At 72.2% G+C, this 26563-nt stretch carries 22 protein-coding genes and 1 riboswitch; of the genes, 14 read left to right on the top strand and 8 right to left on the bottom strand.

Annotated elements, in window-relative coordinates:
- Positions 1-295: 295 nt before the first annotated feature.
- The 4 genes from ACSBPG_RS30005 to coaD all read left to right on the top strand — a co-directional run bounded on the left by ACSBPG_RS30005 (position 296) and on the right by coaD (position 6182).
- Positions 296-2026 (top strand): NADH-ubiquinone oxidoreductase-F iron-sulfur binding region domain-containing protein, encoded by a 1731-nt coding sequence (locus tag ACSBPG_RS30005; protein WP_435540929.1) that lies wholly within the window; start codon positions 296-298, stop codon positions 2024-2026.
- A complete protein-coding gene (gene fdhF, locus ACSBPG_RS30000; RefSeq protein WP_435540928.1) occupies positions 2026-4773 on the top strand; it encodes a formate dehydrogenase subunit alpha in 2748 nt (915 codons plus the stop codon). Before ACSBPG_RS30005 ends, fdhF begins: the two co-directional genes overlap by 1 nt.
- 75 nt (positions 4774-4848) lie before the next feature.
- A complete protein-coding gene (locus ACSBPG_RS29995; protein ID WP_435540927.1) occupies positions 4849-5688 on the top strand; it encodes an IclR family transcriptional regulator in 840 nt (279 codons plus the stop codon).
- A complete protein-coding gene (gene coaD / locus ACSBPG_RS29990; protein WP_435540926.1) occupies positions 5685-6182 on the top strand; it encodes a pantetheine-phosphate adenylyltransferase in 498 nt (165 codons plus the stop codon). Before ACSBPG_RS29995 ends, coaD begins: the two co-directional genes overlap by 4 nt.
- Before the next feature lie 127 nt (positions 6183-6309).
- On the opposite strand, the gene ACSBPG_RS29985 is transcribed toward coaD, so the two are convergent.
- The 6 genes from ACSBPG_RS29985 to ACSBPG_RS29960 all read right to left on the bottom strand — a co-directional run bounded on the left by ACSBPG_RS29985 (position 6310) and on the right by ACSBPG_RS29960 (position 13004).
- Positions 6310-7770 carry a gamma-aminobutyraldehyde dehydrogenase gene (locus ACSBPG_RS29985; protein WP_435540925.1) on the bottom strand — a complete coding sequence of 487 codons (1461 nt, stop codon included), beginning with the start codon at positions 7768-7770 and terminating at the stop codon, positions 6310-6312.
- A gap of 27 nt (positions 7771-7797) precedes the next feature.
- Entirely contained in the window at positions 7798-8610 is an 813-nt protein-coding gene (locus ACSBPG_RS29980) for an ABC transporter permease (RefSeq protein ID WP_435540924.1), read from the bottom strand.
- Complete coding sequence (locus ACSBPG_RS29975; protein ID WP_435540923.1) at positions 8600-9571, bottom strand: ABC transporter permease; 972 nt, start codon at positions 9569-9571, stop codon at positions 8600-8602. Before ACSBPG_RS29975 ends, ACSBPG_RS29980 begins: the two co-directional genes overlap by 11 nt.
- Positions 9568-10578 (bottom strand): ABC transporter ATP-binding protein, encoded by a 1011-nt coding sequence (locus tag ACSBPG_RS29970; RefSeq protein WP_435540922.1) that lies wholly within the window; start codon positions 10576-10578, stop codon positions 9568-9570. The genes ACSBPG_RS29975 and ACSBPG_RS29970 overlap by 4 nt, the downstream gene beginning before the upstream one ends.
- 26 nt (positions 10579-10604) lie before the next feature.
- Entirely contained in the window at positions 10605-11756 is a 1152-nt protein-coding gene (locus ACSBPG_RS29965) for an ABC transporter substrate-binding protein (RefSeq protein WP_435540921.1), read from the bottom strand.
- A 318-nt stretch (positions 11757-12074) separates the two neighbouring features.
- Positions 12075-13004: a LysR family transcriptional regulator gene (locus ACSBPG_RS29960; RefSeq protein WP_435540920.1), complete on the bottom strand. Its 930-nt coding sequence runs from the start codon at positions 13002-13004 to the stop codon at positions 12075-12077.
- 270 nt (positions 13005-13274) lie between these two features.
- Between ACSBPG_RS29960 and ACSBPG_RS29955 the strand changes: the two genes are divergently transcribed.
- The 4 genes from ACSBPG_RS29955 (at position 13275) to ACSBPG_RS29940 (ending at position 16946) form a co-directional block, all read left to right on the top strand.
- Positions 13275-13655 carry a rhodanese-like domain-containing protein gene (locus tag ACSBPG_RS29955; protein ID WP_435540930.1) on the top strand — a complete coding sequence of 127 codons (381 nt, stop codon included), beginning with the start codon at positions 13275-13277 and terminating at the stop codon, positions 13653-13655.
- A 412-nt stretch (positions 13656-14067) separates the two neighbouring features.
- Positions 14068-15699 (top strand): DUF2491 family protein, encoded by a 1632-nt coding sequence (locus ACSBPG_RS29950; RefSeq protein WP_435540919.1) that lies wholly within the window; start codon positions 14068-14070, stop codon positions 15697-15699.
- Positions 15700-15719: 20 nt separating this feature from the next.
- On the top strand, positions 15720-16145 hold the full coding sequence (locus tag ACSBPG_RS29945) for a DUF350 domain-containing protein (RefSeq protein ID WP_435540918.1): 426 nt from the start codon (positions 15720-15722) through the stop codon (positions 16143-16145).
- Positions 16146-16175: 30 nt separating this feature from the next.
- Positions 16176-16946 carry a hypothetical protein gene (locus ACSBPG_RS29940; protein WP_435540917.1) on the top strand — a complete coding sequence of 257 codons (771 nt, stop codon included), beginning with the start codon at positions 16176-16178 and terminating at the stop codon, positions 16944-16946.
- Between the two features lie 155 nt (positions 16947-17101).
- Here the strand turns inward: ACSBPG_RS29940 and ACSBPG_RS29935 are convergent, their stop codons facing one another.
- Positions 17102-19354, bottom strand: a complete 2253-nt coding sequence (locus tag ACSBPG_RS29935; RefSeq protein WP_435540916.1) for a S8 family peptidase — start codon at positions 19352-19354, stop codon at positions 17102-17104.
- A 478-nt stretch (positions 19355-19832) separates the two neighbouring features.
- Here ACSBPG_RS29935 and ACSBPG_RS29930 point away from each other — a divergent pair, with 478 nt between their 5' ends.
- The 6 genes from ACSBPG_RS29930 to ACSBPG_RS29905 all read left to right on the top strand — a co-directional run bounded on the left by ACSBPG_RS29930 (position 19833) and on the right by ACSBPG_RS29905 (position 26311).
- Complete coding sequence (locus ACSBPG_RS29930; RefSeq protein ID WP_435540915.1) at positions 19833-21356, top strand: methyl-accepting chemotaxis protein; 1524 nt, start codon at positions 19833-19835, stop codon at positions 21354-21356.
- A 113-nt stretch (positions 21357-21469) separates the two neighbouring features.
- The gene (locus ACSBPG_RS29925) at positions 21470-22087 is read left to right on the top strand and encodes a DedA family protein (protein ID WP_435540914.1); all 618 of its coding nucleotides are present in this window, start codon (positions 21470-21472) and stop codon (positions 22085-22087) included.
- A gap of 27 nt (positions 22088-22114) precedes the next feature.
- Positions 22115-22227, top strand: a riboswitch (TPP riboswitch).
- Positions 22228-22328: 101 nt separating this feature from the next.
- Positions 22329-24155: a phosphomethylpyrimidine synthase ThiC gene (gene thiC / locus ACSBPG_RS29920; RefSeq protein ID WP_435540913.1), complete on the top strand. Its 1827-nt coding sequence runs from the start codon at positions 22329-22331 to the stop codon at positions 24153-24155.
- Positions 24152-25324 carry a glycine oxidase ThiO gene (gene thiO / locus ACSBPG_RS29915; protein ID WP_435540912.1) on the top strand — a complete coding sequence of 391 codons (1173 nt, stop codon included), beginning with the start codon at positions 24152-24154 and terminating at the stop codon, positions 25322-25324. Before thiC ends, thiO begins: the two co-directional genes overlap by 4 nt.
- Positions 25321-25530: a sulfur carrier protein ThiS gene (gene thiS, locus ACSBPG_RS29910; protein WP_435540911.1), complete on the top strand. Its 210-nt coding sequence runs from the start codon at positions 25321-25323 to the stop codon at positions 25528-25530. Before thiO ends, thiS begins: the two co-directional genes overlap by 4 nt.
- A 10-nt stretch (positions 25531-25540) precedes the next feature.
- Complete coding sequence (locus tag ACSBPG_RS29905) at positions 25541-26311, top strand: thiazole synthase (protein WP_435540910.1); 771 nt, start codon at positions 25541-25543, stop codon at positions 26309-26311.
- Positions 26312-26350: 39 nt separating this feature from the next.
- On the opposite strand, the gene ACSBPG_RS29900 is transcribed toward ACSBPG_RS29905, so the two are convergent.
- Entirely contained in the window at positions 26351-26548 is a 198-nt protein-coding gene (locus tag ACSBPG_RS29900) for a hypothetical protein (protein ID WP_435540909.1), read from the bottom strand.
- Positions 26549-26563: the final 15 nt, after the last annotated feature.

Here is a 26563-nt window from a genome sequence, read left to right as displayed (position 1 = left end):
AACACACCGACGAGATCCTGCGCCAGGTGCTGGGCTTCGACGACACCGCCGTCGACGAGATCCGCGCCTCCGGCGCGGTGGGCGAACAGCGGCTGATGGCCGCCGAGTGACGTGACGGTACCCCTCCCCCGGCCGACGGGGGAGGGCCGCGACAACGATACGGTTCCGACTCCCGTCACCGGATGCGCCACCAACGGCGCGATGGTCACTTGCAGAACCCTGGGACGGGGGCATCATCAAGAAGGGCGGCAACGGCCGTCACGCAGCACATAAAGAGGAGAGGGGGAAGGCGCCCATGGACACGGCCATCCCGGACAAGACGCGCGCCATTCATCCCGGCTCGGGACGGCGCAACACCCGCATCCAACCCAAGGGCCGGCAGGTCGATCCCGCCGCCCTGGCCGAGGTGCGGGAGCTGCTGGGCGACCGCTCGCGCCAGCCCGACCTGCTGATCGAGCACCTGCACCTTCTGCAGGACCATTTCGGCTGCCTGCACGCGCGCCATCTGACGGCGCTCGCCAACGACATGCGCCTGGCGCTGGTGGAGGTCTACGAGGTCGCCTCCTTCTACGCCCATTTCGACATCGTCATGGACGGCGAGGCGGCGCCCGCTCCCCTGACCGTGCGGGTCTGCGACAGCCTCTCCTGCTGCATGGCCGGCAGCGACGGGCTGCTCGAGGCGCTGCCGGAGGCGCTGGGCTCCGGCGTGCGGGTGGTCCGCGCGCCCTGCATGGGCGCCTGCCACAACGCGCCGGCGGTCGCCATCGGCCACGCCCTGCACGAGCACGCCACCGTCGAGTCCGTGGCCGCGGCCGTCGCGGCCGACGAGCACCATCCGCACATCCCCGACCACACCGGCTTCGAGGCCTACCGCGACGGCGGCGGCTACGCGCTGCTGGAGGCCTGCCTCAACGGCACGCGGACGGTCGAGGAGATCATCGCCAGGCTGGAGGACTCCAACCTGCGCGGCCTCGGCGGCGCCGGCTTCCCGACCGGGCGCAAATGGAAGTTCGTCCGCGCCGAGCCGGGGCCCCGCCTGATGGCGGTCAACGGCGACGAGGGCGAGCCCGGCACCTTCAAGGACCGCCACTATCTGGAGACCGACCCGCACCGCTTCCTGGAAGGCATGCTGATCGGCGCCTGGGCGGTGGAGGCGCCGGACGTCTATATCTACCTGCGCGACGAGTACCCGCAGTGCCATGAGATCCTGCACCGGGAGATCGCCCGGGTGACGGCGGCTGGACTGGCTCCGCACACCACCATCCACCTGCGCCGTGGTGCCGGCGCCTACATCTGCGGCGAGGAATCGGCGATGCTGGAGAGCATCGAGGGCAAGCGCGGCCTGCCGCGCCACAAGCCGCCGTTCCCGTCGGTGGTCGGCCTGTTCGGGCGGCCGACCCTGATCAACAACGTCGAGACGCTGTTCTGGGTCCGCGACATCGTCGAGAAGGGCGGCGAGTGGTGGGGCAGCTTCGGCCGCAACGGGCGTAAGGGGCTGCGCAGCTTCTCCGTCTCCGGTCACGTCAAGCAGCCCGGCGTCAAGCTGGCCCCGGCCGGCATCACCATCCGCGAGCTGATCGACGAGTACTGCGGCGGCATGGCGGAGGGCCACACCTTCAAGGGCTACCTGCCGGGCGGCGCGTCGGGCGGCATCCTGCCGGCGGCCATGGACGACATCCCGCTGGACTTCGGCACGCTGGAGCAGCACGGCTGCTTCATCGGCTCGGCCGCGGTGGTCGTGCTGTCCGACCAGGACGACATGCGCATGGTGGTCAGGAACCTGATCGCCTTCTTCGAGGACGAGAGCTGCGGCCAATGCACGCCGTGCCGCGTCGGCACGGAGAAGACCCTGAAGCTGCTGGGCGAGCCGGCGTGGAACGAGGGTCTGCTGAACGACCTGGCCAAGGTCATGGGCAGCGCCTCGATCTGCGGCCTGGGACAGGCCGCCATGAACCCGCTGAAGAGCGCCCTGAAGCATTTCCGTGACGACCTGGCGCTGGCCGGCCAGGGCGGGGAGGTCCAGTGATGAGCGAAACCGTCACCTTCGAGCTGGACGGCAACACCGTCGAGGCACGGCCCGGCGAGTCGATCTGGCAGGTCGCCACGCGGCTGGGCACCGAGATCCCCCATCTCTGCTACTCCACCGCCCCCGACTACCGCGCCGACGGCAACTGCCGCGCCTGCATGGTGGAGATCGAGGGCGAGCGCGTGCTGGCGGCGTCGTGCATCCGCAAGCCGACGCCGGGCATGCGCGTGAAGACCGCCAGCGAGAGCGCCAAGGCGGCGCGCAAGATGGTGTTCGAGCTGCTGGTCGGCGACCAGCCCGAGCGCGCCACCGCGCACGACCCCGATTCCAAGTTCTGGACCTGGGCCGACAAGGTCGGCGTAGCCGAGAGCCGCTTCCCCAGGCGCGCGGCGCCGCCCAAGGACTTCAGCCACCCCGCCATGGCGGTGCAGCTCGACGCCTGCATCCAGTGCAACCTGTGCGTCCGTGCCTGCCGCGAGGTCCAGGTCAACGACGTCATCGGCATGGCGCTGCGCGGCCATCACGAGAAGATCGTCTTCGACTTCGACGACCCCATGGGCGACAGCACCTGCGTCGCCTGCGGCGAGTGCGTGCAGGCCTGCCCGACCGGCGCGCTCATGCCCAAGACCATGGTCGACGAGGCCGGCACCCACAAGGGCAAGCCCGACCGCACGGTCGACAGCGTCTGCCCCTATTGCGGGGTGGGGTGCCAGCTCACCTACAACATCAAGGACGACCAAGTGGTGGCGGTGACCGGCCGCGACGGCCCGGCCAACCACCAGCGCCTGTGCGTCAAGGGCCGCTTCGGCTTCGACTACATCCACCACAAGCACCGCCTGACCAAGCCGCTGATCCGCCGCGACGGCGTGTCCAAGCACGACGTCGACGTCGACCCGCTGAACCCCTTCAGCCACTTCCGCGAAGCGACCTGGGAGGAGGCACTGGACAGGGCGGCGGGCGGCCTCAAGCGCATCCGCGACCGGGACGGCGGCCGGGCGCTCGCCGGCTTCGGCTCGGCCAAGGGATCGAACGAGGAGGCCTACCTGTTCCAGAAGCTGGTGCGCACCGGCTTCGGCTCCAACAACGTCGACCATTGCACGCGCCTGTGCCACGCCTCCTCGGTGGCGGCGCTGATCGAGGGCATCGGCTCGGGCGCCGTGACGGCGCCGTTCAACGCCGCGCTCGACGCCGAGGTGATCATCGTCATCGGCTCCAACCCGACGGAGAACCACCCCGTCGCCGCCACCTTCTTCAAGAACGCGGTGGAGCGCGGCGCCAAGCTGATCGTCATGGATCCGCGCGGCACCGCCATGAAGCGCTTCGCCACGCACATGATGCAGTTCAAGCCGGGCCGCGACGTGGCCATGCTGAACGCCATCCTCAACGTGATCATCACCGAGGGGCTGTACGACCGGCAGTACGTCGAAGCCAACACCGAGGACTTCCAGCGCCTCAAGGACCACATCGTCGACTTCACGCCGGAGGCGATGGAGGACGCGTGCGGCATCCCCGCCGCCCAGCTCCGCGAGGTCGCCCACCTCTACGCCCGCTCGCGCGCCTCGATCATCTTCTGGGGCATGGGCGTGTCGCAGCACGTGCACGGCACCGACAACGTGCGCTGCCTGATCGCCATGGCGCTGACCACCGGCCAGGTCGGCCGCCCCGGCACCGGCCTGCATCCCCTGCGCGGCCAGAACAACGTGCAGGGCGCCAGCGACGCCGGCCTGATCCCGATGATGTACCCGGACTACCGGCCGGTCGACAATCCGGAGGTCCACGCCTTCTACGAGGACTTCTGGAAGACCAAGCTGGACACCCAGCGCGGCCTGACGGTGGTGGAGGTGATGAACGCCATCCACGCCGGCGAGGTGAAGGGCATGTTCGTCGAGGGCGAGAACCCGGCCATGTCCGACCCCGACGTGCAGCACGCCCGCGAGGCGCTGGCGTCGCTGGAGCACCTGGTGGTGCAGGACATCTTCCTGACCGAGACCGCCAAGTACGCCGACGTGGTGCTGCCGGCCTCGGCCTGGCCGGAGAAGGACGGCACCGTCACCAACACCAACCGGCAGGTCCAGCTCGGCCGCGCCGCCGTGCCGATGCCGGGCGATGCCCGCCCGGACTGGTGGATCATCCAGGAGATCGCGCGCCGCCTCGGCCTCGCCTGGACCTACCAGCATCCCAGCGAGGTGTTCGCCGAGATGAAGGGGGCGATGCCGTCGCTCAACGGCATCACCTGGGCGCGGCTGGAGCGCGAGGAATCGGTCACCTATCCCTGCGTCGACGAGGAGTCGCCCGGCCAGGAGATCGTCTTCGGCGACGGCTTCCCGACGCAGAGCGGCCGCGGCCGCCTGGTGCCGGCGGCGATCGTCCCGCCGGCCGAGGAACCCGACGCCGAGTACCCGATGGTCATGACCACCGGCCGCCAGCTCGAGCACTGGCACACCGGCTCGATGACCCGGCGTGCCCAGGTGCTCGACGACCTGGAGCCGGAGGCGGTGGCCTACCTGTCGCCCGCCGACCTGCGCCGGGCCGGCATCGAGCCGGGCGGGGCGATCAAGGTGAGCACGCGGCGCGGCGAGATCGAGCTGAAGGCGCGGCCGGATTCGGCGGTGCCCGCGGGACTGATCTTCGTGCCCTTTTGCTACGCCGAGGCGGCTGCGAACGTTCTGACGAACCCGCAGCTCGACCCGTACGGCAAGATTCCGGAGTTCAAGTTCTGCGCCGCCCGCATCGAGCGGGCGGCCTGAGAGAGGCCTGAAGACGCACGAAGCACCCGAGGGCGCCACGACAAGACGCCCCGGGTCGGAACGAGGGTTAGGGACATGGAAACGCTGACGACGAGCAAGGCCGCCAAGCGGCCGGCGCCCCCGGAGGGGCCGGCCGACCGTTCGGCCAAGGGACAGGTGGTGCAATCGCTGACGCGGGCGCTCAACCTGATGACCATCCTCGGCCGCTCGGAGCGGGCGATGACCCTGTCGGAACTGGCGGGGGAGGCGGCGCTGTCCCCGTCGACCACGCACCGGCTGCTCACCACCCTGCAGCAGGAGCGTTACGTCCGCTTCGACCAGGGCGCCCGGGCCTGGTCCATCGGCGTGCAGGCCTACGTCACCGGCGCCAACTTCGTGAAGACCCGCAATCTGGTGGAGCTGGCCAAGCCGCGCATGCGCCGCCTGATGGAGGAGAGCTGCGAGCTGGTGAACCTCGCCGTCGAGGACAACGGCGAGGCCCTCTACCTCGCCCGCGTCGGCGGGCCGCGGGTGGTGAACCCGCCCGCCCCCATGGGCGACCGGGCGCTCCTGCACTGCACGGCGGTCGGCAAGGTGCTGCTGGCCGGCATGACCGAGGGGCAGGTGCAGAGCATCCTGAACCAGCGCGGCATGCGCCAGTTCACCCGCACCACCCTGTCGTCCCTGCCGGCCCTGCACGCCGACCTGGCGCAGACCCGGGTGCGCGGCTTCGCCGTCGACCAGGAGGAGCGGGTCGCCGGGGTGCGCTGCGTCGCCGCGCCGGTCTACGACGAGAACGCGCGGATCATCGGCGCCCTGTCGGTGTCCGGCTCCAATCGCCGCATCGGCGAGGGCCGCGTCGACCAGCTCGGCGAGATGGCGCGGCGCACCGCCGCCGCGGTGACCATGGAGCTGGGCGGCCGGCTCCCGGCATGAGCCGGGGCGGGACCGCGGTCTACGCCGGGACCTTCGACCCGGTCACCTTGGGCCATCTCGACATCGTCGTGCGCGCGTCGCGTCTCGTCGACCGCCTGGTGGTGGCGGTCCATCGCAACGCCGGCAAGGGGCCGCTCTTCTCCCTCGACGAGCGGGTGGAGATGCTCCGCCACGAGGTCGCCGCGCTGCGCCTGGAGCGTACGGCCGTGGAGGTGTGCCCGTTCGAGGGGCTGCTCGTCGACTTCGCCCGCACCCGCGGCGCCTCGGTGATCGTGCGCGGCCTGCGGGCGGTGTCGGACTTCGAGTCCGAGTTCCAGATGGCCGGGATGAACGGCCATCTCGACCGCTCCATCGAGACGGTCTTCCTGATGACCTCCGACGGCCACCAGTTCATCGCCTCGCGCCTGGTCAAGGAGGTGGCGGCGATGGGCGGCGACGTCTCCCGCTTCGTGCCCGCCGCCGTCGCCCACCGGCTGCGCTCGCGGTACGTGTGACGGGAGGGGCCGCGGCGGTCCCCCACCCAAACCCTCCCCCACTGCGCGGGGGAGGGCTTCTCTCCTCCCCCCGCGCAGTGGGGGGAGGCCGGGAGGGGGGACCGCCGCGGCCCCTTTCCCACCGCCTCTACAGCTTCGCCATGACGTGGCGGACCACCGTGTAGTCCTCCAGGCCGTACACGCTCATGTCCTTGCCGTAGCCGGACATCTTCATGCCGCCGTGGGGCATCTCGTTGCACAGCATGAAGTGGGTGTTGATCCAGGTGCAGCCGTACTGCAGCCGCGCCGCCGTCGCCATGGCGCGGCCGACGTCGCGGGTCCACACCGAGGAGGCGAGGCCGTAGTCGCTGTCGTTGGCCCAGGCGACGGCCTCGTCGACGTCGCCGAAGCGGGTCACCGAGACGACCGGGCCGAACACCTCGCGGCGCACGATCTCGTCGCTCTGCAGCGCCCCGGCGATCACGGTGGGGGCGTAGAAGAAGCCGCCGCCCGCCATCTTGGTGCCGCCGGTCGCCACCGCGATGTGCGGCTGGGCCTGGGCGCGCTCGACGAAGCTGGCGACGCGGGAGCGCTGGCGCTCGGAGATCAGCGGCCCCAGCTCCACCCCGTCCTGGTCGGGCCCGCCGACCACCAGCGTCGACACCGCGGCGGCGAGGTCGGCCACCAGCGATTCGTAGATCTTCGGGCCGGCGTAGATGCGGCAGGCGGCGGTGCAGTCCTGGCCGGCGTTGTAGTAGCCGAAGGTGCGCACCCCCTCGACCACGGCGGCGAGGTCGGCGTCGTCGAAGACGATGACCGGCGCCTTGCCGCCGAGCTCCAGGTGGGTGCGCTTCAGGGTGCGCGAGGCCGCCTGGAGGATCTTCTGGCCGGTGGCGATGTCGCCGGTCAGCGACACCATGCGGACCTTGGGATGCTCCACCAGCGGCGCGCCGACGCTGTCGCCGCGCCCGGCCACCACGTTGAAGACGCCGGGCGGGAACAGGTCGGCGGCCAGCTCCGCCAGGTGCAGCGAGGTCAGCGGCGTCTGCTCCGACGGCTTCAGCACCACCGTGTTGCCGGCGGCCAGCGCCGGCGCCGACTTCCACGCCGCCATCATCAGCGGGTAGTTCCACGGCGCGATCGAGCCGACGACGCCGACCGGGTCGCGGCGGATCATGCTGGTGAAGCCGGGCAGGTACTCCTTGGCGGCGCTGCCGCTCAGGCAGCGGGCGGCGCCGGCGAAGAAGCGGAAGCAGTCGGCGATGGCCGGGATCTCGTCGGCGAGCACGCGGGCGAACGGCTTGCCGCAGTTGCGGCTCTCCAGCCGGGCGATGGTCTCGGCGTCGGCCTCGATGCGGTCGGCCAGCTTGAGCAGCAGCAGCGAGCGCTCCTGGGGCGTGGTGCGCGACCAGCCCTCGAACGCCGCATCGGCGGCGGCCACGGCGGCGTCCACCTGCTCGTGCGAGGCCTCGGCGACGGTGACGATGGTCTCGCCGGTGGCGGGGTTGAGGATCTTCTCCTCGGCGCCCTGGCCGGCGACGAAGTCGCCGCCGATGAACAGCCGGGTCGGGCAGGCGGGGGCGGTCTCGGTGTCGGGAGCGGCGGACATGGTGGCGGGAACCTCCCTTGCGGTGCGTTACTTTCCGGTGCCCGCGACCGTCTCGGTGCCGCGGGTCAGCCAATAGGCGGTGAGGATCGGCAGGAGGGTGACGGCGATGACGACCACCGCGACGACGTTGGTCACCGGGCGCTGGCGCGGGCGCACCAGCTCGCTCAGCATCCAGATCGGCAGGGTGGTCTGCTGGCCGGCGGTGAAGGTGGTGACGATGACCTCGTCGAAGGACAGCGCGAAGGCCAGCATGCCGCCGGCCAGCAGCGCCGTCGCCAGGTTGGGCAGGACGACGTAGCGGAAGGTCTGGAAGCCGTCGGCGCCGAGGTCCATGGACGCCTCGATCAGCGAGGCGGAGGTGCGGCGAAAGCGCGCCAGCGCGTTGTTGTAGACGACGACCACGCAGAAGGTGGCGTGGCCGACGACGATGGTCCACAGGCCGAAGGGGATGTCGGCCAGCCCGTAGGCGGAGCGCAGCGCGATGCCGGTGACCACGCCGGGCAGGGCGATGGGCAGGATCACCAGGAGCGACACCGCCTCGCGCCCGAAGAAGCGGGAGCGGCCGACCGCGGCGGCGGCGAGCGTGCCGAGCACCAGCGCCACCGCGGTCGCCAGCGCCGCCACCTGGAGCGACAGGGCGAAGGCGTCCCACACGTCCTGCCGCCGCCAGGCCACGGCGAACCAGTCGAGCGTCAGGCCCGGCGGCGGGAAGACGTAGGACTTGTCCTCGGTGGTGAAGGCGTAGAGGACGATGAAGGCCATCGGCACGTGCAGGAACAGCACGGCGGCCGACGCCGCCAGCTTGAGGCCCCAGCCGGCCCGGGGGGCGTCAGAGCGCATGGAAGGCCCCCAGCCGTTTGGCGACGGTCAGGTAGGCGGCCATGATGGCGATGGGCACCACCGAGAAGGCGGCGGCCAGCGGCACGTTGCCGGCGACCCCCTGGTGCAGGTAGACGGCCTGGCCGATGAAGAGGCGCGACGAGCCGATGATGCCGGGGATGATGTAGTCGCCGAGCGTCAGGGAGAAGGTGAAGATCGATCCGGCGACGACGCCTGGAAACGCCAGCGGCAGCACGACGCGGCGCAAGGTGACGCCCGGCGGCGCGCCGAGATCGGCCGAGGCCTCCAGCAGGCTCCTCGGCACCCGCTCCAGCGCCGCCTGGATCGGCAGGATCATGAAGGGCAGCCAGATGTAGAGGAACACCAGGAACATGCCGAGGTAGGACACCGACAGCGAGGAGCCGCCCACCACGGGGATGGCGAGGACGGCGTCGAGCAGCCAGGACAGGCCGAGGTGCGCGAACGCCCAGCTTATGATCCCCTCCTTGGCGAGGATCAGCTTCCAGGCGTAGACCCGCACCAGATAGCTCGACCACAGCGGCAGCATCACCGCGAGGTAGAGCACCGCCTTGGTGCGCCCGCCGGCGTAGCGGGCCATGTAGTAGGCGAGCGGGAAGCCGAGGGCGGCGGCCGCCACGGTCACCGCCGCGGCCATCGCCACCGTGCGCAGCACGATGTCGAGGTTGGCGAGCGTGAAGAGCTGGGCCCAGGTGGCGAGCGTCAGCTCCGGCGCCACCACGCCGCTGAACTCGTCGACGGCGAAGAAGCTGTTGAGCAGCAGGGCGAACAGCGAGCCGACGTAGACGATGCCGAGCCACAGCAGCGGCGGCAGCAGGAGCAGCAGCAGGACGAGCCGGCCGCGCCCGTAGAGCCACGCCGACAGCCGGCGGCCCGGGCCGCCGGCCGGCCGCGGCACCGCGGAGGCGGCGGGGACCGCGGGCGCCAGCGGGGCGGCCGTCATGCCAGCACCTGCCAGGCGCCGTCGGGCCAGCTCACCCGCACCGCCGCACCCGGCGCCACCGCGGCGCCGTCGGGCCCGGCCCGGTTGGGCGTGGTGACGGTCAGCAGGAGCGGGGCGCCGCCCTCCAGCGCTACCCGGTAGCGGGTGGCGGCGCCGAGGAACTGGACGTCGACGACCCGCGCCGGGTGCCCGGCGCCGGCGCCCTCGGCGGCCAGGCCGATCCGTTCGGGCCGCAGCGACACCGCGGCGTCGGTCCCGAACAGGCGGCGCGCCCCGGCGCCGCGCAGGATGTTGGAGGTGCCGACGAACTCCGCGACGAACGCGGTGCGCGGCCGGTCGTAGATGTCGGCCGGCGTGCCGATCTGCGCTACCCGGCCGCGGTCGAACACCGCCAGCCGGTCGGACATGGAGAGCGCCTCGGTCTGGTCGTGGGTGACGAAGAGGAAGGTGATGCCGACGCGGCGCTGCAACTGCTTCAGCTCCGCCTGCATCTCCTCGCGCAGCTTCTGGTCCAGCGCGCCCAGCGGCTCGTCGAGCAGGAGGACGCGGGGGTGGTTGATGAGGGCGCGCGCCAGCGCCACCCGCTGGCGCTGGCCGCCCGACAGCTCGGCCGGCCGGCGGCCGCCGAAGCCGGCGAGGCGCACCAGTTCCAGCATCTCGTCGGCGCGGCGGTGCCGCTCGGCCCTGGGCACGCCGCGCACCAGCAGCCCGTAGGCGACGTTGTCCCGCACCGACATGTGCGGGAACAGGGCGTAGTCCTGGAACACGGTGTTGACGTCGCGCTCGAACGGCGGCAGGCGGGTGTCGTCCTTGCCGTGGATGTAGACGTGGCCGCGCGTCGGGTACTGGAAGCCCGCCACCATGCGCAGGCAGGTGGTCTTGCCCGAGCCCGACGGGCCGAGGAGGGTGAAGAACTCCCCCTCCGCGATGTCGAAGCTGACGTCGTCGACCGCGACGGTCGCGCCGAAGACGCAGCTCACGCGGTCGAAGCGGACTTCCGCGGCCATGCCGGCACCTCGCCTTCCCGTCCGGTTCAGCGGCCGCCGAGCACCGCGATGTAGTCGCTGACCCAGCGGTAGTAGGGCACGCAGGTCCCCTGGCTCTCGCACTTCGACACCGGCGTGCGCCAGAAGCGGATGCGGTCGAACTGGTCGAAGCCGTTGGTCTTGCAGCCCTCGGCGCCGAGCAGCTCGTTGCCCTGGCAGGCTGCCGGCACCGCCGGCACCGAGCCGAACCAGGCCGCCAGGTCGCCCTGCACCTTGGGCTTCAGGCTGTGCTCCATCCACAGGTAGGCGCAGTTGGGGTGGGCGGCGTCGGCGTGCATCATGGTGGTGTCGGCCCAGCCCGTGGCCCCCTCCTTGGGGATCACGCTGGCGATGGGCTGCTCCTTGGACTTCAGCAGGTTGACCTGGAACGGCCAGGTGGAGGAGGCGACGACACCCTCGTTGGTGAAGTCGTCGATCTGCACGAAGGCGTCGTGCCAGTAGCGGTTGACCAGCTTGCGCTGCTGGCGCAGCAGGTCGAGCGCCGCCTTGTACTGGTCCTCGTTCAGCTCGTACGGGTCCTTGATGCCGAGCTCGGGCCTGGTGCTCATGAGGTAGAGGGCGGCGTCGGCGATGTAGATCGGCCCGTCGAAGGCCTGGACGCGGCCGGCGTTGGACGTGCCGTCGGGCAGCGTCATCTCCTCGAACACGACCTTCCAGGACTCCGGCGCCTTGTCGCCGAAGGCCTTGGTGTTGTAGGCCAGCACGTTGGGGCCCCACTGGTAGGGGGTGCCGTAGTGCTTGCCGGCGACGGTGTGCCACGGGGCGTTCTGCAGGCGCTCGTCCACCGTCTTCCAGCTCGGGATCAGGGCGGTGTTGACCTCCTGCACCTTCTTGCCGGCGATCAGGCGCAGGCTGGCGTCGCCCGACGCGGTGACGAGGTCGAAGCCGCCCTCGTTCATCAGCGCCACCATCTCGTCCGAGGTGCCGGCGGTCTTGACGTTGACCTTGCAGCCGGTCTCCGCCTCGAAGCCGGTGACCCAGTCGTAGCTCTTGTCGGTGTCGCCGCGCTCGATGTAGCCGGGCCAGGCGACGATGTCGACCTGCCCCTCGGGCGCGCCGACCGTTTCCAGGGGGGCCGCGGCGGCGGCGGTGGACAGGGCCAGGACCAGGGCGGTGGCCGAGACGGCGGACGTGTGCATGACGTACCTCTCCCCCTTCGTGACGTGCGGTCTTTCGGGAAGTGTACGAACGGCCCAGCATCGTGGGAAAATATGAAATTCAGCGGGCGCTCATAAGTTTTTCAGATATCGAATGGCGATTCTGCCCGTGAGGACCCCATCGCCGGCCGGCGAGGGTCAGGGGAGGGCACGGGATTGCGTCAGTCCATTGAAAAAAACGATGTCTGTGCCGCGCGTCGGTCCGACGGGCGCCGTGCGGATGAACAATCCGAAGATTGGAAGAACTCTGAATCTTTCATTCTTTCAATCCTGGTGTTTTCGATCCGCACTCCCACCGACCTACCCGTGGCTGCGCGCGGTGCTCTTGGCGCGGGCGCGGGCGTGCTCGCGGGCCAGCTCGATGAAGAAGCGGGCGGTGTCGGTGACGGAGCTGCCCTTGCGCCAGGTCAGGCCGACGTCGACGGTGGGCAGGGCCTCGGTCAGCGGGCGCACCTCGATGCGGTCGCCTTCCAGCGACCAGGGACGGTAGGCCATGTCGGGCAGCACGGCGATGCCGAGGCCGGTGCCGACCAGGCTGCGCACCGCCTCGACCGAGGAGGTGTTGAGCACGACGTCGAGGTGCAGGCCGAGGCGCCGCCAATGGCGGGTGATCAGCTCGTGCATGTCGTCGGCGGTCAGCAGGATGATCGGCGCCCCGGCGAGGTCCTGCTGCGAGACCTGCTCCTGCACCAGCAGCGGGTGGTTGGCCGGCAGCCAGACCCGGCAGGGCGAGCGCAGCAGCACCTCGCTGGCCAGCGCGTCGTGGTTCTCCAGCGCCGAGCAGATGAGGATCGCCACGTCGACCTCGCCGTTGATCAGCAGGTGCTCGATGAAGCGGCGCTGGTCCTCGACCACCTTCACCGTGACCTGCGGGTAGATGCGGCGGTAGCGGGCCAGCAGGTCGGCGAGGTAGTAGCCGGCGACCATGCTGGTGACGCCGAGCGTCAGGGTGCCGCCGATGGTGTGGGCGTGGGCGCGCACCGCGTGGCCGGCGTCGGTCACCGCCCCCATGATGCGCTGGGCGTGGCGCAGGAACTGGTGGCCCTCCTGGGTCAGCGTCACGCCGCGCGGCGTGCGCAGCAACAGCCGCGCCCCGATCTCGTCCTCCAACTGCTGCAGCGCCGTGGTCACCGCCGACTGGGAGATGCCGAGGTCGCGCGCCGCGGCCGACACCGACAGGGTGCCGGCGACCGCCACGAAGTAGCGGATCTGGCGCAGCGTGATGTTCACGGGGCCACCCGCGCCGCGGTGCCGGGAGACGGCGGGCGGGTTGCGCCGGTGGCATCGCGCTGCTCGATCATGAACCATCCAATTCTGCCGGACCTCGCAGAGCCATCCTGCCACGGGATGCCACGCCGCGCCCGTCCAAATGGACTAACCACGGGGGGCTGCGACCGGATGCAAAAGCCGATGCCGGATTTGCGGCTTGCAAGTCCCGACGTGCGAATCGCTGAGTCCTCCTGCGGCGCTCGCCGGACAACCGAAAGCAGGGTGATCATCATGCCGACGTCGGTAAAGCAGATGTTGGAGGCCGCGAACGCGGCGGTCCCGCGAATTTCGCCAGACGAGGCCCGTGCCCTCATGGCGGACGACAACGCTCTGGCCGTCGATGTCCGGGACGGGACCGAGGTGGCCAAGACGGGAAAGCTCAAGGGTGCGATCAACGTGTCCCGGGGGATGATCGAATTCCGGGCCGACGCCGACACCCCGTATCACGACGCCGAGTTCCAAAAAGAGCGTCCCATCATCCTCTACTGCGCATCCGGAGGCCGCTCCGCTTTGGCGGGCCAGGCGCTGAAGGACATGGGCTACGAGCGGGTGTACAACCTCGGCGGATTCCAGGACGCCGCGGCAGCGGGGCTTGAGACGGAGCCGGCCTGATCCCCGCGTCGTTGGTCACCCGGTCCACGGCCTGCCACTCGAAAGGGTGCCGGAGCCCGGTACCTTGCCCGACTGTGCGTGCCGTTCGCGCGGTTCCGCCTGCGGCGAGGCATCGTTCAGCGCCACGCACTTTCCGCAGGGTGGAAATGGAATTTGGTATACTTGCGACCAGATACGGAACGGGCGATGCTTCCCGGGCATCGGAGATCGTTTGCTCCTGGGTCTGACTGGGCATCCGAGTGGTCGCTGATGCGCGTCCTCCCACTTCACGCCGCGCTGCCCCGCAGCGCGGCTTTTTTTCGTGCACGGCATTTTTCGTCCACGGCATTGCGCACGCGCCGTGCGGTGGTACAGTCGGCGCGGCATCGGCATGCCACCGCCCTTCGGGGCACACAACGTCCGAGCCCGATCCATGCCCGCCTCACGCCGGTTCGCCGCGGCCCTGCTGAGCCTCTTCCTGGCACTCCCGGTCCCGGTTCCGGCTTCGGTCGTCCTCCCGGCCGCGGCCGCGGCCGCGGTGGTGGCGCTGCACGCCGACGGGGCCGAGGCGCGCGCCCGCGCACGGATGTCCAGCGGCGGCTACAGCCGGCCGGCGGGGCGTACGCCCTCCTTCGCGCGCCCCTCCGCGCCGTCGCGCACGCCGTCGACCAGCGGCGGCTACGCGCGTCCGGCGCCCGGCGCGTCCGGCGGCGGCTTCGGCGGCATCCTGTCCGGCGGCGACCGGTCGGTCAGCCGGCGCAGCAGCGGCGAGGCGCTCGACCAGTACCGCGCGGCGCAGCAGCGGTCGCGCACCCCCACCGTGACCGCCCCGCAGGGCGGCGCCCGCAACGACGGCAGGGGCGGCTGGGGCGACGGCTGGAGCTGGGGCCAGCGCCGCCAGGGCGGTCTGCCGCCGGCGCCCGGCGGCTGGTACGGCGACTGGCGGGCGCCGGGCTGGGCCTACCGGTCGGCACCGCGATTCGGGGTGTGGGACGGCCTCTTCCTCTGGTTCCTGCTCGACCATCTCGGCCGCCCCGGCTACGCCGACTGGTTCCACAACCACCAGAACGACCCCGGGTACCAGGAATGGCGGGCCGAGGCGGAGCGGCGGGCCCAGGACGACGCCGACCTGCGCGCCCGGCTCGACACGCTCGACGCGCGCCTCGCCGCCGACGAGGGCCGGCCGCGCGACCCGGGCTACCTGCCGCCGGGCGTGCCGGTCTCGGTGGCGCAGGCGGCGACGCCGGACACGCCCGCCGCCGCCGACGCCGACGCCGACGCCGACGGTGGCGGCGGCCAGAGCGTCTTCGTCATCATCCTGCTGGTCGGCGCGGCCGCCCTGGCGGTCTGGGCGATCCGCCGCAGCGGCACGGCATCTCGGAGAAGCACCCCCATGGCGCAGTCCCCCCTGGGCACGGCGGCCGGCATCCTGCAGCGCAAGCTGTCCGGCGAGCGCTACGAGCCGTCGCTGTTCCGCGTCGGCATGACCTTCACCCTCGACCCCACGCCCTTCCTGCTGGCCGGGCCGGCCAGCAAGGTCACGCCGCCCGGCGGGGGCGGCGGCAACGCCCTGGTCAGCGTCGAGGCGGTGGGGCGCCTGGCGGACGGCGGAACCGAGCTGCACCGCCTCTACCTGCAGGGCGGCGCCGGCTTCTTCCAGCTCCACCTCGCGGCCGACGGCACGCCGGACGAGTGCCGCTGGTTCTCGCTGCTCGACGAGGTGCAGCCCGCCGACCAGGACGAGTGGGCCTTCTGGCTCGACGAGCGCGAGGGCATGATCGGCTGGCCGCAGTTCCAGACCAGGGACGGCAAGCTCTACGACCGCCGCTGGTCGCCGGGCGACGGCCGCGTCCCGCCGGCGGTCTTCGCCGAGACGGTCACCGACCACCGCGGCAGCCGCCGCCGCCAGCTGTCGGCCATGCTGTACGCCGCCCCCACCGGTGCCGCCGACCCGGCGCCGGCGCTGGAGTACATCCTCGTCGCCGCGGTCGAGGACGCCGGCGAGGCCTGGGTCGAGGTCCGCGCCGGCATCGACGTCAACCCCGCGACCCTGTCCCTGTCGTAAGCTGAGCCCGGATGGAGCCCATGGAAACCAGTACGACGCAGATCCTGGAAAGCCTCGGTGCCGGGCTTCCCCTGCTGTTCCTGCATTTCGGGGCGACCGTCGCCCTCTACGTCGCCGGCGTGGCGGTCTATGTCTGGGTGACGCCGCTGCACGAGCGCGCCCTGCTGGCGAAGGGCAACAGCGCCGCCGGCGTCGTGCTGGGCGGCACCCTCGTCGGGCTGGCCATCCCGCTGGCGGCGACCCTGGCGACCAGCCTGGTGCTGCTCGACATCGTCGTCTGGGGCAGCGTCGCGCTCCTCCTGCAGATCGTCACCTTCCTTCTGGCCAGCTGGCTGTTCCGCGACCTCCGGACGATGATCGAGGGCGGGAACGTCGCGGCCGGCATCACCCTGGCCGGGCTGCACGTCGCGGTCGGCCTGCTCAACGCGGGCGCCATGGCAGGCTGACCCGCCGCCCGCCACCGGAGGACAACCACCATGATCACGTTCATCCGCAATCTGATCGGGGTGAAGACCGATCAGGCCGTGCAGTCGGCCGTCGAGGCGCTGGTCCGCTGGGATCCCAAGTCGGCCACGGAGGCCGAGCTCATGACCATGGAGCAGAAGCTCGACGAGCTCGGCCTGCAGGTCGCCGAGGCGCGCGCCGCCTACGACAAGGAGCGCCGCGAGGCCGACGCCATCGCCACGCTGTCGCAGCAGCGCATGGCCGCGGCCGAGGCCCTGCAGGGGCAGATGGAGGCGGCGGCCGAGCCGGCCCGCAAGGCGGAGCTGGAGAAGAGCCTGGCCACCCTGGTCGGCATGCTGGAGCAGATGGCCCCCGACGTCGAACGCGAGGAGCAGGACGCCCGCGACGCCCAGGAGTTCCTGGAGATGCTGGAGAAGACCTACGCCGAGGCCGGCGCCAAGCTCAAGACCGCGCGCAGCGGCCTGGAGCGGGCGCAGCGCGACCTCTCCCGCGCCGCCCAGCAGCGCGACATGGCGGAGCAGCGGGCCGAGGCGGCGCGCCAGGCGGCGGGCCTCAGCGGCGCCACCTCCAGCCTCAACACCGCGCTGAAGGCCATGCAGGACGCCGCCGCCCGCGACCTCGCCGCGGCCGACGCCGCCGGCGCCAAGGCGCGCCTGCTCAAGCCGAGCAAGCCGGAGGAGGAGGACCCCAACATCAAGGCCGCCCTCGACGCCGCGGCGGGCAAGGGGCCGGTTCCGGCCAGCCTGTCCGACCGGCTGGCGGCGCTGCGCTCCAAGCGCTGAACGGCCTTGCCCCCACCCCGACTTTCCCCCGCTTCGCTCTCGCGCTAACCGGAGGTTTGCGCCGCCGCGACCGGCGGACCTTCGGTCCGCCGAGAGCAGGGGAGGGAGGGGACCCATGCATCAGCATGGGGAGGGTGGAGGCGATGCCCGCCGCATCAGAAGGTCAGGCGGTAGCGGGCCATGGCGACCGTCTCCGGGGCGGCGCCGGCGACGTTGTCGGGGGAGAAGCGCACCAGCCCCGACAGCGTCACCGCGGCCCGCCCCGTCACCGGCACCGCGTATCCCACCTGCAGGTCCAGCTCCCGGCCGTCGGCCGCGACGTCGCCGCCGGTCGCCAGGCGCACGACGCTGCCGTCCAGGTTGCGGCCGACCGGCACCGACAGCGCCACCGTTCCCGATTCGATGCGCAGCGGCTGGCTGACCGTCAGGACGGCGCGGTCGCCGTCGCCGAGAAGGCCGTCCTTGGCGACGCCGAGACGGTAGGAGGTGGAGACCAGCGTCCCGACGTCGGTGACCAGGCTGCCGGCCACCGCCTCGGCGCGGGTGCGTCCGGCCTCGGCACCGGCGAACAGGGTCCAGCCGGCGCCGAGCGCGACGTCGGCCGAGACGCCGATGAAGCCCGTGCTGGCGCCGTCGGCCAGGCGCAATGCGCCGTCCGAGGCGGCGCCGAGGAGCGTGCCGTTCTCCTGCACCATGCCGACGTCGACCGCCAGCCGCCGTGCCGGGGTGCCGACGCTGAGGCGCGCCAGCGCGCCGGCGGTCATGCTCTCCGAGGTGCTGGCGTAGGCGCTGGCGTGCGACCATTCCGCCGGACGGTCGGCCACCGAGGTGCCGAAGCCGGCGACGGTGAGCGCCAGGGACGGCGCCACCGCCGTGGTGTAGGCCGCTCCCCAGCTGTCGCGGGTCGTCGGGTCGAGGCCGAAGCCGAGCGACACGAAGGGCGACTGCAGGGTGCGCGGGTCGGCCAGCATGGCCCGTTCGGCGGTGACGCCGGCGGTGCCGGCCATCAGGAGGGCGCTGCTGACGCCGTGGGTGAAGGCGAAGCCGCTGGTGGCGGCGTCGTCGAGGGCGATGCGGGCGACGAAGCGGCCCGCCGACGCGTCGTCGCCGCTCGCCGCCGGCGCCACCGAGAAGCGCACGCGGCCGGCTTCGACGGTCTGGAACGGGCGTCCGAACCCCTGGACGCCGTGGAAGGCGTCGTAGGTCGCGCCGGCCGTCGCCACGAACGCATCGCCGCTGGCGTAGAAGTCACGGTCGTAGGAGTCGAGCACCATCACCTCGGTGCCGCCCAGGAGGCGCGACAGCGACCGCCCGAAGGCGGCGGACGAGGCGACCAGCGAGGCCGACGCCGCGGTCCGCCCGCCGGCCACCGTGCCGCCGGTGGCGACCGTGGTGGCGCCCACCGGGCTGGTGGCCGCGTCGACGTCGAGCAGCCCCTGTCCGTAGGTGGCGGTGTCGGCGTAGATGCCGGTCTTGTCGGCGGTGGTGAACATGATGTCCAGCACCTGGGCGTTGGAGAGGTGGGGCCACATCTGCTGCAGCAGCGCCGCCGCCGCGGAGACGACCGGGGCGGAGAAGCTGGTGCCCGAGGCGGTCGCCAGGCCGTTGCCGTAGACCGACACGACGTCCTCGCCGGGGGCGGCGAGGCACCAGGCGGCGGCCGAGCCGCAGTGGTTGGAGTAGGAGGAGATCACCCCGGAGGAATCCACCGAGACGGCGACCACCCATCCCGCCTGCAGGTCGGCCCAGTAGGTGGGCAGCGAACCCAGCACGCCGGGCTCGGCGGCGCCCTCGTTGCCGGCCGCCCAGACGACGATGGTGCCGGTGGCGACGGCGCTGCGCCAGGCGGCGATGGACGCGCCCAGGCTCGCCTCCAGCTCCGCCTGGCTGGTGTCGGCGATGGTGGCGGTGCTGCTCCAGGAATTGTTGAAGACGCCGGCGCGGCCGGTGGCGTAGCGGATGCCGGAGGCGAGCTGAGCGTCGGACAGGGTGATCGAGCCGTCGGCGTTGGCGATGCGGATCGGCATGAGGTCGGCGTCGTAGGCGATCCCCTCGATGCCGTAGCCGTTGCGGGCGGCGGCGATCAGCGCGGCGACGAAGGTGCCGTGCCAGCCCACGTCGTAGCTGTTCAGCATCAGCCGCCCGGTCAGCGCGTCGTAGCCGGTCACCAGATTGCCGCGCAGCTCCGACGACCAGCCGGAGATGCCGCTGTCGAACACGGCGACCGTCACCCCGGCGCCCGTCCAGCCCCGGGCGTGCGCGGCCCCGGCGCCGACCAGGTCGGCGATCAGCGAGCGCCGGTATTCCGCGTCCTCGGAAAAGGACCGCGACGGCACCCCCTGCGCCGACGCCGGCAGACACCCCAAGGCCGACGCCAGCAGCGCCGCCACCATCGCTCCGATCCGCATGCTTCCCCCCGTCAGCGTCGGTCCCGGGGCAGCGGTTCCGCGGCGTCGCTGCGCCACCCGTCCACGGATCTACGGACGAGACGCCGCGACTCCGGCGCCGGGCCGCATGCTTCCCGCCACGATGCGCTCTCGGGGGCCCCACGGGCGTCGCCCCGCACCCGCGCGGCGGCCCGCGGCATCCTCGCTCTGCGTGTACGAATTGCGATGCAGATTGGGGATCCGCGCGTATGCGAACCGCCCGCGGCGGCCGACCCGTGCCCGGTGCCGTCGGATGGGCGGGGCGGCAGGGCGAGCGCCCGGCTGCCCGTCCCGGCCCGCAACTCCAGGAAAATGGCCGCCGGACCGCCAGGGCGGCGCGATGTCCTCCGACTTTCGGTGGAGATGGCGCATCGCTTGCACACGGTCGATCGTCCGCGGCCCGGTCGCGGCCGGCGATGCCGCGGCGGACTGTTCGAGCACGAATAAAAGGGATGGGACTATGTTCGGTGGCTTCGCCAGACGCGGCAACGCCGGGGCGGAAAGCGGCGAGGAGATGGCGCTTCTCGGACGGTACGCCGGGGTCGGCCTGTGGGACGCCGTGCTGCACGGAGGCGATCCGATGCACCTCCAGAGCCGCTGGCGCTGGTCGGACGAGTTCCGCCGCCTGGTGGGGTTCGAGCATGGCGACACCGCCGGCTTCCCCGACAAGGTCAACTCCTGGTCCGACCGGCTCCATCCCGACGACGCCCAGCCGACCTTCGACGCCTTCGGCGCCTGCCTCAACGACCGCAGCGGCCGCACCGGCTACGACGTGCTCTACCGCTTGAAGATGCGGGACGGCCAGTACCGGTGGTTCCGCGCCATCGGCGGCGTCGCCCGCGACGCCCAGGGCCGCCCGCTGCGCGCGTGCGGCGCCCTCATCGACGTCCACGCCGAGCGGGTTCAGGCGGAGCGGACGGCTCTGCTCGACCAGCACGCCGGGGTCGGGCTGTGGGACGCCCAGTTCCATGACGGCGACCCGATGCACCCGAAGAGCCAATGGCGCTGGTCGCAGGAGTTCCGGCGGCTGGCGGGCTTCCGCGGCCTGGACGATTTTCCCGACGTCGTCCACTCCTGGTCGGACCGGCTCCACCCCGACGACGCGCAGCCCACCTTCGACGCGTTCGGCGCCTGTCTCAACGACCGCAGCGGCCGCACCGGCTACGACGTGGCCTATCGCCTGAAGACCCGGGACGGCAGCTACCGGTGGTTCCGTGCGATCGGCGGCGTCGCCCGCGACTCGGCCGGCCGGGCGTTGCGCGCGTGCGGCTCGCTGATCGACATCCATGCGGAGAAGACGGCGGAGCTGCGCCAGCAGGAGGCCGAGGCCGCGCGCGGCAAGGCCATCGTCGCGCTCACGGAATCGCTCAACACCAACGTCGCGTCGGCGGCCGACCGCGCCACCTCCAACGTCCAGACGGTGGCCGCCGCGACGGAGGAGCTCGCGGCGTCGATCAACGAGATCAGCGGCCGCGCCGCCAAGGCCGCCGACGCGTCCTCCCAGGCGTCCAACGAGGCCGCGCGCACCAACCAGGCCGTCCAGGAGCTGGTCAACGCGGCCGACCGCATCAGCGCCGTGGTGAAGCTGATCAACGACATCGCCTCGCAGACCAACCTGCTGGCGCTCAACGCCACCATCGAGGCGGCGCGGGCCGGCGAGGCCGGCAAGGGCTTCGCCGTGGTGGCGGGCGAGGTCAAGAGCCTGGCCGGCCAGACCGCGCGCGCGACCGAAGACATCACGGCGCAGATCTCGGCCGTGCAGCTGGAGGCCCGCAACGCCGTCGAGGCGATCCGCAGCATCGGCACGATCATCACCGACGTTCAGGCGATCTCCGCGAGCATCGCCTCCGCCGTGGCGCAGCAGGACGCGGCGACCCGGGAGATCTCGCAGAGCGTCGGTCGGGTCGTCCTGGACGTCGAGGGCGTGTCGGACACCATCCGTACGGTGACGGCGGACATCAAGCGGTCGGAACGGATACCCTGAGCGGTCTTCGGGGTGCGGGAGGCGGAACGCGGTGAACCAGGGACGGGCCCGTCTGTTTCCTCCTCGGAGGTCCGGCCGTCGGCCGGGCCGGAGGTTCGCAGGAAAGGGCTCCCATGTTCGACTGGATCACGCAAGCGGTGGAGCAGACCGGCTACGCCGGCATCGTCCTGCTGATGCTGCTGGAGAACGTCTTCCCGCCCATCCCGTCGGAGCTGATCATGCCGCTGGCCGGCTTCACCGCGGCGCAGGGGCAGCTCAACATCGCGCTCGTCATCGCCGCCGGAACCGTCGGCTCGGTGCTGGGGGCGTGGCTGTGGTACTGGGTCGGGCGCTGGCTGGGCTACGCCCGGGTGCGCCGGCTGGCGGCGCGGCACGGGCGCTGGCTCACCCTGTCGCCCGACGAGGTCGACCAGGCGCGCGACTGGTTCCACCGCCACTGCGGCGGGGCGGTCTTCGTCGGCCGGCTGGTGCCGGCGGTGCGCACCCTGATCTCGGTGCCGGCCGGCGTCGCCGAGATGGGGCAGGGGCTGTTCCTGATCTACACCACCGCCGGCACCGCGGTGTGGACGGCGCTGCTGGCGGGCGCCGGCTACCTGCTGGAAGGGCAGTACGAGGCGGTGCAGAGCTGGGTCAACCCGGTGTCCAACGTCGCCGTCGGCGCCCTGGTCCTCTGGTATCTCTACCGGGTCGTCACCTTCCGCGCCGAGCCGGAGCCGGCAGAAAGCGATTGACTCGCCTAATCCGTGTGCCAAACTGACCGCGCTTCCAAGGGGAGCCCCGGCAAGGGGCTGAGATAACGCTGTCTGTGCGCGTGAACCCTTCGAACCTGATCCGGGTCGTACCGGCGTAGGGACAGGAACGCGGACCGCAGCGCCCGTGCACCACGACGCACACGACGGCTGCCCGTCCACCCATTCCCCCGCTTCGTCCAGCACCCGGATCTCCACGCCCCGTTCGATGGAGATCCAGCCGATGCCCGATACCCTTTCTCCCGACCGCTTCCGCGTCACCACCGGCCCGCTGCCGGCCTCGCGCAAGATCCACGTGGCCGGCAGCCGCTTTCCCGAGCTGCGCGTCGCCATGCGCGAGATCGACCTGGAGCCCGGCTGCGGCGAACCGCCGGTGCGCGTCTACGACACCTCCGGTCCCTACAGCGACCCGGCCCACGCCGCCGACATCCGCCAGGGACTGCCGGCGCTGCGCAGCGCCTGGATCGCGGGCCGCGGCGACGTCGAGGCCTACGACGGCCGCGCCGTGCGGCCCGAGGACAACGGCCTGAAGACCGGCGAGGAGAGCCCGGTGCCGCTGTTCGACCGGGCCGGCCGCCGGCCGTTGCGCGCCCGGCCGGGCCGGGTCGTCACCCAGCTCCACTACGCCCGTGCCGGCATCGTCACGCCGGAGATGGAGTACGTCGCCGTCCGCGAGAACCTGGGCCGTGCCCGCGCGGCGGAGGCGGCGCGGCGCGACGGCGAGAGCTTCGGGGCCAGCATCCCCGACCACGTGACGCCGGAGTTCGTGCGCGACGAGATCGCCCGCGGCCGCGCCATCCTGCCGGCCAACGTCAACCACCCCGAGTCCGAGCCGATGATCATCGGCCGCAACTTCCTCACCAAGATCAACGCCAACATCGGCAACTCCGCGGTCCTCTCCTCGGTGGCGGACGAGGTGGACAAGCTGGTGTGGGGCATCCGCTGGGGCGCCGACACGGTGATGGACCTGTCGACGGGCCGCAACATCCACACGATCCGCGAGTGGATCATCCGCAATTCGCCCGTGCCCATCGGCACCGTGCCGATCTACCAGGCGCTGGAGAAGGTGAACGGAAAGGCCGAGGACCTGAGCTGGGAGATCTTCCGCGACACCCTGATCGAGCAGTGCGAGCAGGGCGTGGACTATTTCACCATCCACGCCGGCGTCCGCCTCGCCCACATCCCGCTCACCGCCCGCCGGGTCACCGGCATCGTCTCGCGCGGCGGCTCGATCCTCGCCAAGTGGTGCCTGGCCCACCACCGGGAGAACTTCCTCTACACGCATTTCGAGGAGATCTGCGCGATCATGAAGGCGTACGACGTCGCCTTCTCGCTGGGCGACGGGCTGCGCCCGGGCTCGATCGCCGACGCCAACGACGCGGCCCAGTTCGCCGAGCTGGAGACCCTGGGCGAGCTGACCAAGGTCGCCTGGAAGCACGACGTCCAGGTGATGATCGAAGGCCCCGGCCACGTGCCGATGCACAAGATCAAGGTCAACATGGAGAAGCAGCTCGCGCTGTGCGGCGAGGCGCCGTTCTACACGCTGGGGCCGCTCACCACCGACATCGCACCGGGCTACGACCACATCACCAGCGGCATCGGCGCCGCCATGATCGGCTGGTACGGCACCGCCATGCTCTGCTACGTCACGCCCAAGGAGCACCTCGGCCTGCCCGACCGCAACGACGTCAAGGTGGGGGTGGTCACCTACAAGATCGCCGCGCACGCCGCCGACCTCGCCAAGGGCCTGCCGGCCGCCCAGGAGCGCGACGACGCCCTGTCGCGGGCGCGCTTCGAGTTCCGCTGGCGCGACCAGTTCAACCTGTCGCTCGACCCGGAGACGGCGCAGGACTACCACGACCAGTCCCTGCCGGCGGAAGGCGCCAAGGTGGCGCACTTCTGCTCGATGTGCGGGCCGAAGTTCTGCTCCATGAAGATCTCGCAGGAGGTGCGCGAGTCGGCCGAGCAGGGCATGGCCGCCATGTCCGAGACCTTCCGCGCCAAGGGCGGCGAGATCTACCTGCCGGCCGCCGACGGGGGCACGCCATGAGCCGCGGCGACGGACCCGGCGCCGCCTCCGGGCGGCCGAGCGTCGCCGTGATCGGCGGCGGCATCGTCGGACTCGCCGTCGGCTGGCGGCTGGCCGGCGCCGGCTGCCGGGTCGACGTCTTCGACGCCGGCACGGCCGGCCGGGGGGCGACGTGGGCGGCGGCCGGCATGCTGGCCGCCAACGTCGAGGCCGAACCGGGCGAGCAGGCGCTGCTGCCGCTCTGCCGCCTGAGCCAGTCCCTGTGGCCGGCCTTCGCGGCGGAGCTGGAGGCGGCCTCCGGGCAGGCGGTCGACCTGCGGGGCGAGGGCACCCTGGTGATCGCCCAGACCGCCGACGACATGGCCCGCCTGCGCCACCACCACGCCTTCGGCCGCAGCCTCGGCCTGACCCTGGAGTGGCTGAGCGGGGCCGAGACGCTGCGGCGGGAGCCGCACCTGCGGCCGGGCCTGGGCGGCGCGCTGTTCAGCCCCGAGGACGGGCAGGTGGACAACCGCAAGGTGGCGGCGGCGCTGGTGACCGCGTTCCGCCGCGCCGGCGGCACCCTGCACGAGGGGCGCGCGGTGGCGGAGGTGACGGTCGCCGGCGGCCGCGCCACCGGCGTCGTCGTCGACGGCGCGCGCCATCCCGCCGACCGGGTGGTGCTGGCGGCCGGCGCCTGGTCGCGCCGCATCCCCGGCGTGCCGGCCGAGGCGCTGCCGCCGGTGCGCCCGGTCAAGGGGCAGATGCTGGCGCTGCGCATGGACCCGGCGGCCCCGCTGCTGCGCCACGTGGTGTGGACGTCGAACACCTACCTGGTGCCGCGCCGCGACGGGCGCCTGATCGTCGGCGCCACGGTGGAGGAGCGCGGCTTCGACGAGCGGCTGACCGCCGGCGGCGTGTACGCGCTGCTGGAAGGGGTGTGGCGCGCCGTTCCGGGGGTCGAGGAGCTGCCCATCGACGAGATGTGGGTGGGCTTCCGCCCCGGCAGCCGCGACGACGCGCCGGTGCTGGGGCCGACCCCGGTGGAGAACCTGGTGCTGGCGACCGGCCATCACCGCAACGGCATCCTGCTCGCCCCCGTCACCGCCGACGCGGTGGCCCGTCACGTGCTGACGGGGGAGGTGGAGGCGGCGATCCGCCCCTTCGGCCTCGACCGCTTCGCCGGACCGCGACACGGGAGGGCGGCATGAGCGGCATCCGCGTCAACGGCCGGCCGGCGCCGCTGCCGGCCGACGCCACCCTGGCCGCCGTCGCCCGCGCCCACGGCATCGACCCCGGCCGGCGCGGCGTCGCCGCCGCCCTCAACGCCCGCGTCGTGCCGGCCCGCCTGTGGGCGGACACGCCGGTGCGCGACGGCGACGACCTGGAATTCGTGCACGCCCTGCAGGGCGGCTGAGGAGACCCCCATGGACGACACCCTGACCATCGCCGGCCGGAGCCTGCGCTCGCGCCTGTTCCTCGGCACCGCCGGCTATCCCAACCAGCAGACCATGCTCGACGCGCTCGCCGCCGGCGGGGCGGAGCTGGTCACCGTCTCGATCCGCCGCATCAGCCTGGAGGGCGAGGCCGAGAGCCTGCTCGACCTGCTGGGCGGGCGGGTCCACCTGCTGCCCAACACGGCCGGCTGCGCCACCGCCCGCGACGCCGTGCTGACCGCCCGGCTCGCCCGCGAGGCGCTGGGGACGGAATGGATCAAGCTGGAGGTGATCGGCGACCGCGAGACCCTGTACCCCGACGTCGAGCAGCTCCTGCGCGCCGCCGAGGAGCTGGTGGCCGACGGCTTCGTCGTGCTGCCCTACTGCAACGACGACCCCGTCACCTGCCGCAAGCTGGCCGACCTGGGTGCGGCGGCGGTGATGCCGCTGGGCGCGCCGATCGGCTCCGGCCTCGGCATCCGCAACCCCCACGCCATCGAGACGATCTGCGCCCGCAGCCCGGTGCCGGTGGTGCTGGACGCCGGCATCGGCACGGCGTCGGACGCCGCGCTGGCGATGGAGCTGGGCTGCGCCGCCGTGCTGCTGAACACCGCCGTGGCCAAGGCCTGGAACCCCGCCGCCATGGCCGCCGCCATGCGCGACGCGGTGGCCGCCGGCCGTACGGCGCGGCTCGCCGGGCGGATGCCGAAGCGCACCCACGCCGAGCCGTCCAGCCCGCAGCTGGGCCTGATCGGCACCTGAACGCCGCCCGGCGGCGGCGGTCGGTTCAGCGCGCTTGGCTCAGAAGGTGTACCAGAGGACGTCGGCGAGCGGCCAGGCGTCCAGGGCGCCGGCCTCGACCAGCAGCGCCTGACCGACCGCCGCCGCCAGCCCGTAGGCGTGAAGGCGCAGGATCGTCCGGCCGAGACCGCCGGACGGCCGCTGCGCCCGGCTGGAGCGCCGGTGCGCGGCGCTCATGGAAACCGCGGGCCAATGCATGGGCTCCTCCCCCGC

The sequence above is a fragment of the Azospirillum sp. ST 5-10 genome (assembly GCF_051225715.1).
Classification (GTDB): Bacteria; Pseudomonadota; Alphaproteobacteria; order Azospirillales; family Azospirillaceae; genus Azospirillum.
Note: the sequence above shows the minus strand (reverse complement) of the source record. Positions and strands in the feature narration are given on the sequence as shown.

Bases quoted from the DNA above. Each gene is read 5' to 3' on its own strand.
- ACSBPG_RS29900 (WP_435540909.1), bottom strand. From the start codon at position 26,548: ATGCATTGGCCCGCGGTTTCCATGAGCGCCGCGCACCGGCGCTCCAGC.
- ACSBPG_RS30005 (WP_435540929.1), top strand. From the start codon at position 296: ATGGACACGGCCATCCCGGACAAGACGCGCGCCATTCATCCCGGCTCG.
- thiC (WP_435540913.1), top strand. From the start codon at position 22,329: ATGCCCGATACCCTTTCTCCCGACCGCTTCCGCGTCACCACCGGCCCG.
- ACSBPG_RS29925 (WP_435540914.1), top strand. From the start codon at position 21,470: ATGTTCGACTGGATCACGCAAGCGGTGGAGCAGACCGGCTACGCCGGC.
- ACSBPG_RS29955 (WP_435540930.1), top strand. From the start codon at position 13,275: ATGCCGACGTCGGTAAAGCAGATGTTGGAGGCCGCGAACGCGGCGGTC.
- ACSBPG_RS29950 (WP_435540919.1), top strand. From the start codon at position 14,068: ATGCCCGCCTCACGCCGGTTCGCCGCGGCCCTGCTGAGCCTCTTCCTG.
- ACSBPG_RS29980 (WP_435540924.1), bottom strand. From the start codon at position 8,610: ATGCGCTCTGACGCCCCCCGGGCCGGCTGGGGCCTCAAGCTGGCGGCG.
- ACSBPG_RS29935 (WP_435540916.1), bottom strand. From the start codon at position 19,354: ATGCGGATCGGAGCGATGGTGGCGGCGCTGCTGGCGTCGGCCTTGGGG.
- ACSBPG_RS29945 (WP_435540918.1), top strand. From the start codon at position 15,720: ATGGAAACCAGTACGACGCAGATCCTGGAAAGCCTCGGTGCCGGGCTT.
- ACSBPG_RS29965 (WP_435540921.1), bottom strand. From the start codon at position 11,756: ATGCACACGTCCGCCGTCTCGGCCACCGCCCTGGTCCTGGCCCTGTCC.
- fdhF (WP_435540928.1), top strand. From the start codon at position 2,026: ATGAGCGAAACCGTCACCTTCGAGCTGGACGGCAACACCGTCGAGGCA.
- ACSBPG_RS29940 (WP_435540917.1), top strand. From the start codon at position 16,176: ATGATCACGTTCATCCGCAATCTGATCGGGGTGAAGACCGATCAGGCC.
- ACSBPG_RS29975 (WP_435540923.1), bottom strand. From the start codon at position 9,571: ATGACGGCCGCCCCGCTGGCGCCCGCGGTCCCCGCCGCCTCCGCGGTG.
- thiO (WP_435540912.1), top strand. From the start codon at position 24,152: ATGAGCCGCGGCGACGGACCCGGCGCCGCCTCCGGGCGGCCGAGCGTC.
- ACSBPG_RS29995 (WP_435540927.1), top strand. From the start codon at position 4,849: ATGGAAACGCTGACGACGAGCAAGGCCGCCAAGCGGCCGGCGCCCCCG.
- ACSBPG_RS29905 (WP_435540910.1), top strand. From the start codon at position 25,541: ATGGACGACACCCTGACCATCGCCGGCCGGAGCCTGCGCTCGCGCCTG.
- coaD (WP_435540926.1), top strand. From the start codon at position 5,685: ATGAGCCGGGGCGGGACCGCGGTCTACGCCGGGACCTTCGACCCGGTC.
- thiS (WP_435540911.1), top strand. From the start codon at position 25,321: ATGAGCGGCATCCGCGTCAACGGCCGGCCGGCGCCGCTGCCGGCCGAC.
- ACSBPG_RS29930 (WP_435540915.1), top strand. From the start codon at position 19,833: ATGTTCGGTGGCTTCGCCAGACGCGGCAACGCCGGGGCGGAAAGCGGC.
- ACSBPG_RS29985 (WP_435540925.1), bottom strand. From the start codon at position 7,770: ATGTCCGCCGCTCCCGACACCGAGACCGCCCCCGCCTGCCCGACCCGG.
- ACSBPG_RS29970 (WP_435540922.1), bottom strand. From the start codon at position 10,578: ATGGCCGCGGAAGTCCGCTTCGACCGCGTGAGCTGCGTCTTCGGCGCG.